The following is a 10,962-nucleotide window of genomic DNA, read 5'->3' on the forward strand; positions in this document are numbered from 1 at the left end:
GGAAATGGCATTGGATGCGCTGGCCCAGAAATTCGGTCTCAATCTCGCCAGACCGGACAGGAAAAAACTGGAGGCCGCCATCGCATCGCTGCCGGTGGTGAACTGGCCCTATCCCGGCGCGGTGATGATGGTTGAACGTGGCGACGACGGCCGTGAAGAGCGGCACCTCGTCGATCAATGGCACTGGCTTGGAACGGCGCAGCGCCCGGAAAGCGCAACCGCGCCTTCATTCGAATTCGACACCTGGCGCATCCTCTCGCGTGCCGTCAGCCAGGGCAAGGTCGAAGTGCGTCAGCTTTCCTGATCCGACTCCGTAGCCATCAAAGCAAAAAAAACGGGCCGCACATGCGGCCCGTCCTGTACTGGCGAATACTCTCGCTTATGCCTTGGCCGGTGCGGCTGCAGCCTGGGCGATCTGCGTCACGGTGCCGTTGACCGTCGCATTGACGGCTTCGGCAGCCTGCTTGGCGGACTTGGTGAACTGCTCGTAGGTGCTGGTGGCGTTGCCCACGGCATTCTTGAACACGGACAGCACACCGTCGGCGCCCGGGGTCTTCTGTGCGGCTTCCTCAACCAGCTCGGTGACCTTGCGGCTGAACTGGGCCAGTTGCGATTCGGCTGCCTTGGTGAATTCAGCCTGTGCGCTGTTGGCGATGCTGTTCAGGTGGCCACCATAGGCGACAACCTTTTCGAGGTTCGGCTTGGCCTGTGCGGCGACGAGGGAGAAAAATTCCTGCGGGTCTTTCGCGGCCAGGATCTGGCGGGTAGCGGCCTGGGACTCTTCCAGCGAAGTGCGCGCAGCAGTGATGTTCAGGTTGATCAGCTTTTCGACGCTTTCGAGCGTCTTGCTGGTCAGCGTGTTGTACAGGGCGAAGTTCGCTTCGAGGTTGGCTTTGGTTGCTACGGAAATCTGGTCTTGAATCGGGAACATGACATCTCCAATGAACGGAATTCGGTTGGCACGAAAAAACTTGCCAAATTTGTTGCGAAGCAACATGGCATATTTTAGAGATGCTCTCGCAGGAGTTCAAGCAAAGTTTTGTGCGACGCAGAAGAAACACGCGAGATGGTAACAAAATGAAAAAGGTGCTGCGCACGACTGTTGAGCACCTTCAATCTCGACCAACACCGGCACCGATGTTTTCCTGCTAAACAAGCCGATTCCGGCTAATATGGATTTACATGCCCGTGCCGGCAACCGGTATCGATTTGGGGTAGGAACAGATGGATAAAGAGAATCCACGCGCACGCCTGTATTACCTGTTCGGAACCAACCAGAGTCCCCAAGGCTCGTCATGGCTGGCACGCCTGCCGGCCGGCATATTCGCGATCTGCGTCGGACTCTTCGGACTGGCCGGGGCATGGCGCAGGGCCGGGGCGTTCGGCTGGGAGTTGGCCGGTGACGTCGCTATCGTCCTCACGTGGGCAGTCGGCACGATCTGGCTTGGACTGCTCACGCTTTACCTCATCAAATGCAAGCGTCATCCGCAGGCGGTCATGCGCGAGCACCGGCATCCGGTGCAGGGTTCGCTGCAGGCACTGCTCCCCTTGTCGGTGCTGCTCGCTGTCATCCAGTTCCGCCAGCCCGGACAGGGCGTATGGCTCATCCTCGCGCTCGTGGCGCTGGGCCTGCACCTGCTCATCGCGTTGCGTGTAGTGACGACGCTGGCAACCGGGCAGATGCCTTCCAACGCGATTACACCGGCGCTCTACCTGCCGGTGGTCGGAGGCGCACTGGTGGGCGCCATGGCCCTGGCGTCGCTCGCTTATCCGGGTTGGGCGGCCATGCTGTTCGGCACCGGGCTGTCGGGCTGGGCGCTGCTCGAAGCGCGCATCCTGAGCAAGCTGTTCGAAGGGCCGATGCCAGAACCACTGCGTCCGACCATCGGCGTGGAACTCGCACCGCCGGCGATCGCGACACTGACCGCCGCAGTCATCTGGCCGCAGCTGCCGGCCGACGTGCTGATGATCGGGCTGGGTGTTTCCATCGCGCCGCTGGTCGGCGTAATGGCGCGCTACCGGTGGTGGCGCAATGTGCCGTTCTCGATCGGGTTCTGGTCCTTCTCCTTCCCGCTCGCGGCGCTGGCCAGCGCAATCCTGGAAGCCGTCCACCGCGGTGGCTGGCCGCTGTGGATCGGCATTGCTGCGCTGCTGGTCGCGACGGCGGTGATTGCCTTCCTCGTGCTGCGCACAGTGATCCTTCTGCTGCAGGGGCGACTGCTCCCTGCCGAATGATCAGAGCGTTTGGGTACGCCTGTTGGAGCGCCGCTCCATCGAGTGTGAGGACACGCGGAATTCAAGATTGGTGATGCCGACGGAACCCGGCGGGCCGGCAACGAAGCCGAAGCCGCTCTTGACCGGGAACAGGCAGTTGTCGCGCAAGACCAGGTCGGTGTGGCAGTTGGGCGTGGGCTGGTAGAGGTGCGGCTTGATTTCTTCCCACACTGGTTCGGTGACCCAGCCGTAGAGGTAGAGCTGGTTCGGATAGAGCGAGCTGTCGGAATCGAGGTAGCCCTTCTGGTTTTTCTGCAGTGGCGGATGCGAGGGCAGCGCGTTGGCGACCGACAGATCCACCGAGCCATCCCCGATCAGGTAGGCTTCTTCGTTAGTGTAGGGCGTGTAGGCCAGGCGCAGGTGCCATCGGCAGTTCAGCTCGATCTTCTTTTCCATGCCGACCTTTTCGGTGGCCATCGACAAGCCGTCGGTAATCGTGAGCTGGGTGCACATCACCTGGCCGATCAGCGTGGGTTCCAGCTTGCGGAATTCCTCGAGGTTTTCATGCAGGTTCCAGAGCAGCCATTTGGCGCGTTCGCCTTCATTCATCTCGGCCAGCTCGGCGGCATCCCGCTTGCCGTGTGCCTCGATCGTGCGCATCGCATCCTTGCGCTGTTTTTCGAATGCCTCGTCGTCTCCCGAACCAAATTTCTGGAAGTAGTCGCTCCGCATAAAACCCTCTCCGAAAACAGGTGTGTGATCAGCTCAGTTTAGGATTCCGCCCGAAAAAAAACAGGGCGATATCAGGATGTCACCGCGGATAGAGCAATTGGCAGGTGATAAGTTCAGGCAATTGCGCTGCATCCGTAGAAATAGCCGGTAATCCGGCGGTTGCTCGGTGCTCGCCCGGGAAGGAGGCCGGGCTACTATGGAGGCTGGCTGATCTTGCCCAATAACTCAACCCAAGAGAGAACAACTATGTCGAGGCTGATTTACATAGCTGACCCGATGTGCGCCTGGTCTTACGGCTTCGGCCCGGAACTTGCCGCTTTGCTGGATGGTGTACCGGGACTGCCGGTCGATATCGTGGTCGGCGGCCTGCTGCCCTATAACAAGAAAGCGATGGATGCGGAAACGCGCGAAACGATGAAGGCGCAGTGGGAACAGGTGGCCAGGGAAACCAACCTGCCCTTCTCCTACGACTTTTTGTCCGGCAGTAACCTGGTCTACGACACCGAGCCGGCCTGCCGTGCGGTGGTGGCCGCCCGCAAGCTTGCGCCGCAGGCTGCCCTGTACGCTTTCCATGAAATCCAGCGCATGTTCTTCTCGGAAGGCCAGGACGTCATGCAGGGCGAAGTACTGGCCCGCATCGTGTGCCAGGCGCTCGCCGAGCAAGGCTATCCCGTGGACGAGGCGACCTTCCTCACCATCTGGAATTCCGACGTCGCGGTCAAGGCGACCAACGACGATTTCCTGCTGACCGAGAAGTGGGAGCTGAAGGGCTTCCCGACGCTCGTGCTGGAACGGGACGGCAAGCTGGAACTGGTGACTGCGGGCTATGTCGCCATGCCGCGCCTGATCGAGCTGCTGCAAGCGCTGGTGGACGGCCAGGAAGCGCCGCCGGCTGCCAAGTAAGCCACGAGATCCAACGACAACGGGGCCGTCAAGGCCCCGTTTCTTTTTGCACTCCGGCAGTGCAGGCACAAAAAAGGCGCAGAAACCTTGCGGTTGTCTGCGCCAATTTGGCAATCGCCCGCCAACTGCAGCGGGCCATCGATTGCATCAATACATGTGCTGGCCGCCGTTGATGGCGATGTTGGCACCGGTCAGGAAGGCGGCTTCGTCGGAAGCCAGGTAAGCGACCAGGCCGGCGACTTCTTCCGGCTTGCCGAGACGGCCCATCGGGATTTGCGGGATGATCTTGCTTTCCAGCACTTCGCTCGGGATCGCCATGACCATCTTGGTGCCGATATAGCCCGGGGAGATGGTGTTCACCGTCACGCCCTTGCGTGCCACTTCCAGCGCCAGCGCCTTGGTGAAGCCGTGCATGCCGGCCTTGGCTGCCGAGTAGTTGGTCTGGCCGAACGCACCCTTCTGGCCGTTGACGGAAGAGATGTTGATGATGCGGCCCCAGCCGCGGTCGCTCATGCCGTCGCACACCGGCTTGGTCATGTTGAAGACGGAGTCCAGGTTGGTCTTCATGACCGCATCCCAGTTAGCCTTGTCCATCTTCTTGAAGGTCATGTCGCGCGTAATACCGGCGTTGTTCACCAGCACGTCGACCGGGCCGATTTCATCGGTGATCTGCTTGATGCAGCTCTGCGCCGATTCGAAATCAGCGACATCGCAGGGATAGGCGCGGAACTTGTAACCTTGCTGCTCCATGGAAGACAGCCATTCCGCCGCCTTGGTGTTACCCGGCGAATAGGTTGTCACGACCTGGTAACCGAGTGCCGCCATCTTGATGCAGATCGCTTCCCCCAGACCACCCATACCACCAGTAACCAATGCAACTCGTGCCATGATTCTCTCTCTTATTGAAGATTATTGATTGAACTTCCCCAGCGGGTGCCCGGCGGGCACCCCTGTCCTACATCAGCGCTCGATGGCCAGCGCCACACCCATGCCGCCGCCGATGCACAGGCTCGCCAGCCCGCGCTTCGCATCGCGACGAATCATTTCGTGGATCAGCGTCACGAGAATACGGCAGCCGGATGCACCGATCGGATGGCCGATCGCGATGGCACCGCCGTTGACGTTGATCTTGCTGGTGTCCCAGCCCATTTCCTTGTTCACGCCGATCGCCTGGGCGGCGAAGGCTTCGTTGATTTCCATCAGGTCCACGTCCTGGTGCGTCCAGCCGGCCTTCTTCAGGCACAGCTGCGATGCCGGCACCGGGCCCATGCCCATGATGGTCGGATCCACACCGGCCGACGCGTAAGCCTTGATGCGTGCCAGCGGCTTGAGGCCGAGCTGGTCTGCCCTCTTTGCGGACATCATGATGACCGCAGCAGCGCCGTCGTTGATGCCGGACGCATTAGCGGCGGTCACGGTGCCGTCCTTGGCGAATGCCGGCTTCAGGCCGGAGATGGCGTCGAGCGTAACGCCCGGCTTGATGAACTCGTCGCTGTCGAACACGACCGTGCCCTTCTTCGAAGCGATTTCGAAGGGGATGATTTCATCCTTGAACTTGCCGGCCTTCTGTGCGGCTTCGGCCTTGTTCTGGGATGCGACCGCGAACTCGTCCTGCTCCTGGCGCGACACGCCGTACTTCTTCGCGACGTTCTCGGCGGTGATGCCCATGTGGTACTGGTTGTAGACGTCCCACAGGCCGTCGACGATCATGGTGTCGACCAGCTTGGCGTCGCCCATGCGGAAACCGTCACGCGAATTGTTCAGCACGTGCGGCGAGGCGCTCATGTTTTCCTGGCCGCCGGCGATCACGATGTCGGCGTCGCCGCACAGGATGGCTTGCGCTGCGAGGTGCGTGGCCTTCAGACCGCTGCCGCATACCTTGTTGATCGTCATCCCCGGCACCATGTCGGGCAGGCCGGCCTTGATAACCGCCTGTCGTGCCGGGTTCTGGCCTACGCCTGCGGTAAGCACCTGGCCCAGGATCACTTCGCTCACCAGCTCCGGTGCGATGCCGGACTTGGCGAGCAGGTTCTTGATCACGTGCGCGCCCAGTTCCGACGCAGCGACCTTGGCCAGCGATCCACCGAACTTGCCTACGGCGGTACGGCCGGCTGCGACGATGACGACTTCACTCATTTCAAATCTCCCTAGTAAACGACAAAAATATTGCGAGCCTGTCCCGCGATCGCACGGCGCAAAGAGCTTAGACAGGCCTCTATGAAAGGTCGTTCATGATAGCGCCGTGCCCTTTGCTTTCATTTGATCTTACTCAACACGCTCCGACTGTCCAAGTAATGAATTAGCGTTCGCTAATACACGACATTTGTGCGAAGAGCGCTCGCCAACTATAGCAAGAAGCAAGCCTGGCGGAAACGAAAATGCAGGCGCGCGGCCTGCATTATTTAATAGGTTGATGACAGCTTGATGAAGTGCCGGCTCAAGTAGTTCCGAGTGGCAACTTTAGAGGAGAGGAAGAGAGAAGTCGCTTTTGCTGAGTGCGCACTGCCTCGTGCTGCGAGACCGTGACGAAAGTTGTTTCGATCTTGAACAGGGACACCGTCTTCTCTAGTACCGCTGCCTGGTCCTGCATACTTTGCGCAGCGGCAGCCGCTTGTTCGACGAGCGCGGCATTCTGCTGCGTCATCTCATCCATCTGCGCGATCGCGCGGTTGACCTCTTCGATGTCGGCGCTCTGCTCTTCACTGGCCGCAGTGATCTCGCGCATGATGCCGGCTACTTGCATGACTGCATTCACGATGTCGTCCATTGTCTTGCCGGCCTGGTCCACCATCCTGCCGCCGGCATCGACCTTGTCCACCGAGTCCGCAATCAGTTGCTTGATCTCCTTCGCCGCGTTGGCGGAGCGCTGCGCGAGGTTGCGCACTTCCGAAGCCACTACCGCAAAACCGCGTCCCTGTTCACCCGCACGCGCTGCTTCAACCGCCGCATTCAACGCGAGGATATTGGTCTGGAACGCGATGCCATCGATCACTGCAATGATGTCGACGATCTTGCGCGAGCTTTCCTTGATCGAACCCATCGTGCCCACGACCTGACCGACAACTTCACCACCCTTCGCCGCGATATCCGAAGCGGACACCACAAGCCGGTTCGCTTCGCGCGCGCTCTCGGCGTTCTGTTTGACGATGCCGGTAAGTTGCCCCATGGAACCAGCTGTTTCCTGCAACGCGCTCGCCTGGCGTTCGGTGCGCGAGGAAAGGTCGGCATTGCCCGATGCGATTTCACGCGAAGCGATGGAAATAGAACCGGTGCCGTTCCTGACTTCGCCGACGATTTTCTGCAAGCTGCCATTCATATCGCGCAATGCGTCGAGCAGCTGGCTCACTTCATCGTTGCCGCTCACCTCGACATGCGAGGCCAGTTCTCCCGCTGCCACGCGGCGTGCAACGTGAACCGCATCGCGCAAGGGTTGGATGATGCTGCGCGTCGTTGCCCAGGCAAAGGCACCACCGGCTATCAATGCGATGACACCGATAGCAACAAGCATGAGTAATAGTTGCCGTCCAGAATCAACAGCATCGTCGAGCACCCGATGCGTTGCGGCCTGCTGCAAATCCACCAGCTTGTTGATTTCGACGAGGGCCTGCTGGTTGAGCGGATCGATCCTGGTGGAGATCTGCTTGATCGCCTCGTCGGTGTTGAATGCGGTGATGAGGCGAATTGCTTCCCGGAACGGCGCGTCGGTCTCATGCTCGATGCGGCTGAGACCGTCGAGAATCTTTTTCTCGTTCTCGTCGAGGCCGAGCGCGAGCAGCTTGTCGCGTGCCTCCGTGAAGCGCTTGCGCAGCGCCAGCACCTTTTCCTCTTCCTTCTTCATGGCGGCGAGGTCGGACTGCAGGCCGATGTTGCGCATCGCGATGCCGCCTTCCAGCAAGGCGCTCTTGATGTCGGCGGCCAGCATGCTCTTGCTGTTGCTGAGTTCCAGTCCGGCGATCATGGCGGCGCGGTTGCGTGCACTGATCAGGCTGTCCGCGGCAAGCGCGGCGATCAGCATCGCGAGGATGATGCCGAATCCGAAGGCGAGGCGCGTACCGATGCGCAGGCGGCGAAGGCTCATGGTTTTCCCTGTGTGGAATTTGCGTGCGGTACAAAAATGCCGACGCGATGAGCACTCTAGCAGCGGTCCCGCAAGAGAAAGCGCGAAAAATTCCCCGCGCCGCCGAAAAATGTTTGGCGCAGGAAACAGTCCGGAATCAGCCGCGCTGCAAGCTCGCGACCAGGGAAAGCAGGCGGGGTTTGACTTCGCCGAGCAGGAAGTCAGGCGAGAGGTTGAATGCCGGTCCGCCGCAGTTGATACTGAGGATGGCACCGCCGTTGGCCGGGCGGAAGGCGACGGCGATGGCGTTGACGTCGTCCTGCCAGTCGCCGAACGAGGTACAGCAGCCGAGGGTCGCATACTCTTCCAGGGAGCGCGTGACGCCGTCGCGAATCGAAGGCCACTTGACTTCGTCCAGTTCGCGCACGCGTTCGAGGATGTCGTTGCGCTCGACCGGTGTAGTTTCCGCAAGGTAAGCACGGCCCATTGCGGTCTGGGCGATGGGGATGCGGGCACCGACGTCGAGCCGCAGGGTGAGCGCGGCTTCGCTGCGGCAGTTCTCTATATAAATCATGCTGAGGCGGTCGCGCATGCCCAGCGACACCGTCGCGCGCGAGAAATCGGCCAGCTCCTGCATGTACGGGCGCGCGTACTGGCGGATATCGAGCTTGGACAACATCGCGCTGCCCAGCGCCAGGCTGGCGGTGCCGAGTCGGTACTTGCCGATGTGGTCGTCGTAGTCAAGGTAGCCGAGCTTGGTCAGCGTGTAGGTCAGGCGCGAGATGGTCGATTTCGGCAGCTTCGTCCGTTCCGCGAGCTCCTGGTTGCCGAGCGTCTTTTCGCCGGAACGGAAGCAGGACAGCACGTCGAGGCCGCGCGCGAGCGCGGTGACGAAGTGACGGTCTTCCTTCACGTTGGATTGTTTTGCTTCGCTGACGGATTCTTCCTGGTCTTCGTACTGTTCCTGCGCCATGGTGCTGCTCTCTCTTTTCGACTGCGGGATTATCCGGCAAAGCCGGGCTGCGTGGCGAGTCCTTCTTGCGTGTTTTGAAAGCAATCATTCTGGAATGCATGCCTGCGATGCAGAACAAGTTCCCCTGAATTCTGCCTTGACACCAATGTCCGAAATCTCCACAATTCCATTTTAGAACATTAAGTTCTGCATTGCAGAATTAAACGCATAATCTGGAGAGCTGAATGCAAAACGGATTTCCCCCTTCCCCGGGCAGCCGGGAACTGAAAGTCGGCGTGGTCGGATGCGGTGTCATGGGACGTGGCATCGTGCAGATCGCGGCGCTGGCCGGCGCCACGGTTTACCTGGTCGACAGCCGCGAAGGCGCATCGCAGGCCGCCCGCGAGGAGCTGCGCGCCACCTTCGCCAAGCTGGTGGAAAAAGGCAAGCTGGATGCCGCCGCCGCAGCCGATGCGGGGGAAAGGCTGGTGGCCTGCAAGGGGCTGGACGAACTGGCTCCCTGCCATGTGGTGGTGGAAGCGATCGTCGAAGACCTGGAAGCGAAGAAGTCACTGTTCGGCACGCTCGAAGGCATCGTCGGCAGCGAAGCCATCCTCGCGTCGAATACCTCGTCGCTCTCGGTCACCGCAATCGCCGCCGGTCTCCAGCATCCGGATCGCGTGGCCGGCTTCCATTTCTTCAATCCGGTTCCTTTGATGAAGATCGTCGAAGTCATCGGCGGCTTCCTGACCAGGCCGGAGATCACCGAATACATGCTCGCGCTGGGCCGCCAATGGGGCCATACCGCGGTGCTGGCCAAGGACACGCCCGGTTTCATCGTTAACCATGCGGGACGCGGCTATGGCACCGAAGGCTTGCGCCTGCTGGCCGAAGGCATCTGCAGCGTGCCCGCGCTCGATGCCATCCTGCGGGACACCGCCGGCTTTCGCCTCGGCCCCTGCGAACTGCTGGACCTGACCGGCCTCGATGTCTCGCATCCGGTGATGGAATCCATCTACCGCCAGTACTATGAAGAACCACGTTTCCGTCCGCAGGTGCTGACGCGCCAGATGCTGACCGCCGGGGCGCTCGGCCGCAAGGTGGGCCGCGGCTTCTACCGCTACGGCGCGGACGGCAAGAAGGAAGCCGTTGCCGAACCGGCGCAGGCGACGCTACTGCCGTCCAGCGTCTGGCTGAGCCAGGAGCGGCCGGAACTCGCCGAGCGCATCGCCGTCCTCGTTTCCGCCGCCGGCGTGCAGCTCGAATCCAGCGCGCTTCCGAGCGATCATGCGCTGTGTATCGTCACCCCGCTTGGCGAGGACGCCACCACCTGTTGCGTGCGCGAAGGACTGGACGCGAGCCGTACGGTCGCCGTCGAAAGCCTGCTCGACCTCAGCCGCCGCCGCGTGGTCATGACCAATCCCGCCACCAGCGCAGAAACTGTTGCGATGGCCTGCGGACTGCTCGGCGCGGCCGGCGTGCCGGTCAGCGTGATCCGCGACAGCGCCGGTCTCGTTACCCAGCGCGTGGTCGCGCACATCGTCAACATCGCCTGCGAAATCGCGCAGCAGCAGATCGCCGATCCGCAGGACATCGACCGCGCGGTCGTGCTCGGTCTCGGCTATCCGGTCGGCCCGCTCGCCTGGGGCGACCAACTCGGCGCGATGACCGTGCTGGCCATCTTGAAGAACCTCGAACAGCAAACCGGCGACACCCGCTACCGCCCCAGCCCCTGGCTGCAGCGCCGCGCGATGCTCGGCCTGTCCCTGCACCACAAGGAGATCTGATCCATGCTCGATGCCTACATTTACGACGGACTGCGTTCCCCCTTCGGCCGCCATGCCGGCGCGCTTGCCCCGGTACGTCCCGACGACCTCGTTGCGGAAGTCATGCGCGCGCTCGTCGCCCGCAATCCGTGGAAGCCCGAACAGATCGAGGACGTGATCCTCGGCGACACCAACCAGGCCGGCGAGGACGCGCGCAACGTCGCGCGCAATGCACTGCTGGCTGCGGGCCTGCCGGTCAGTATCGGCGGCCAGACGGTCAACCGCCTGTGCGCCAGCGGCCTTGCCGCAATCGTTGATGCCGCGCGCGCGGTGACCTG

Annotated in this window: 10 protein-coding genes and 1 pseudogene; 5 read left to right on the forward strand and 6 right to left on the reverse strand. The window is 61.5% G+C overall.

Going from position 1 to position 10,962, the window contains the following annotated elements; all coding sequences use genetic code 11:
* Positions 1–304 (forward strand): annotated as a pseudogene (locus tag AYR66_RS16930) (hypothetical protein); the annotation flags it as partial.
* Positions 305–379: 75 nt separating this feature from the next.
* Here the strand turns inward: AYR66_RS16930 and phaP are convergent.
* Positions 380–931 (reverse strand): TIGR01841 family phasin, encoded by a 552-nt coding sequence (gene phaP, locus AYR66_RS16935; protein WP_088709870.1) that lies wholly within the window; start codon positions 929–931, stop codon positions 380–382.
* 293 nt (positions 932–1,224) lie between these two features.
* Between phaP and AYR66_RS16940 the strand changes: the two genes are divergently transcribed.
* Positions 1,225–2,235, forward strand: coding sequence for an SLAC1 family transporter (locus AYR66_RS16940; RefSeq protein WP_088708483.1), 1,011 nt, complete (start codon positions 1,225–1,227; stop codon positions 2,233–2,235).
* Here the strand turns inward: AYR66_RS16940 and AYR66_RS16945 are convergent, their stop codons facing one another.
* On the reverse strand, positions 2,236–2,946 hold the full coding sequence (locus AYR66_RS16945) for a hypothetical protein (protein WP_088708484.1): 711 nt from the start codon (positions 2,944–2,946) through the stop codon (positions 2,236–2,238).
* 246 nt (positions 2,947–3,192) lie between these two features.
* On the opposite strand from AYR66_RS16945, the gene AYR66_RS16950 reads away from it, so the two are divergent.
* Entirely contained in the window at positions 3,193–3,849 is a 657-nt protein-coding gene (locus AYR66_RS16950; RefSeq protein ID WP_088708485.1) for a DsbA family protein, read from the forward strand.
* Positions 3,850–3,996: 147 nt separating this feature from the next.
* Here AYR66_RS16950 and phbB read toward each other — a convergent pair whose 3' ends face one another.
* From phbB to AYR66_RS16970, 4 genes are all read right to left on the reverse strand, one after another.
* Positions 3,997–4,737 carry a beta-ketoacyl-ACP reductase gene (phbB, locus tag AYR66_RS16955; protein ID WP_088708486.1) on the reverse strand — a complete coding sequence of 247 codons (741 nt, stop codon included), beginning with the start codon at positions 4,735–4,737 and terminating at the stop codon, positions 3,997–3,999.
* Positions 4,738–4,809: 72 nt separating this feature from the next.
* A complete protein-coding gene (locus AYR66_RS16960) occupies positions 4,810–5,985 on the reverse strand; it encodes an acetyl-CoA C-acetyltransferase (RefSeq protein WP_088708487.1) in 1,176 nt (391 codons plus the stop codon).
* A gap of 301 nt (positions 5,986–6,286) precedes the next feature.
* Positions 6,287–7,927 carry a methyl-accepting chemotaxis protein gene (locus AYR66_RS16965; RefSeq protein WP_088708488.1) on the reverse strand — a complete coding sequence of 547 codons (1,641 nt, stop codon included), beginning with the start codon at positions 7,925–7,927 and terminating at the stop codon, positions 6,287–6,289.
* A 136-nt stretch (positions 7,928–8,063) separates the two neighbouring features.
* Positions 8,064–8,879, reverse strand: a complete 816-nt coding sequence (locus tag AYR66_RS16970) for an IclR family transcriptional regulator (protein ID WP_088708489.1) — start codon at positions 8,877–8,879, stop codon at positions 8,064–8,066.
* A gap of 224 nt (positions 8,880–9,103) precedes the next feature.
* On the opposite strand from AYR66_RS16970, the gene AYR66_RS16975 reads away from it, so the two are divergent.
* Together AYR66_RS16975 and AYR66_RS16980 are read left to right on the forward strand one after the other, a co-directional pair.
* Positions 9,104–10,645: a 3-hydroxyacyl-CoA dehydrogenase gene (locus tag AYR66_RS16975; RefSeq protein WP_088708490.1), complete on the forward strand. Its 1,542-nt coding sequence runs from the start codon at positions 9,104–9,106 to the stop codon at positions 10,643–10,645.
* A 3-nt stretch (positions 10,646–10,648) separates the two neighbouring features.
* The coding region (locus AYR66_RS16980; RefSeq protein ID WP_474647533.1) for a thiolase family protein at positions 10,649–10,962 on the forward strand (314 nt) is incomplete at its 3' end.

It is taken from the genome of Noviherbaspirillum denitrificans (assembly GCF_002211445.1).
GTDB classification, from domain to species: Bacteria; Pseudomonadota; Gammaproteobacteria; order Burkholderiales; family Burkholderiaceae_D; genus Noviherbaspirillum; species Noviherbaspirillum denitrificans.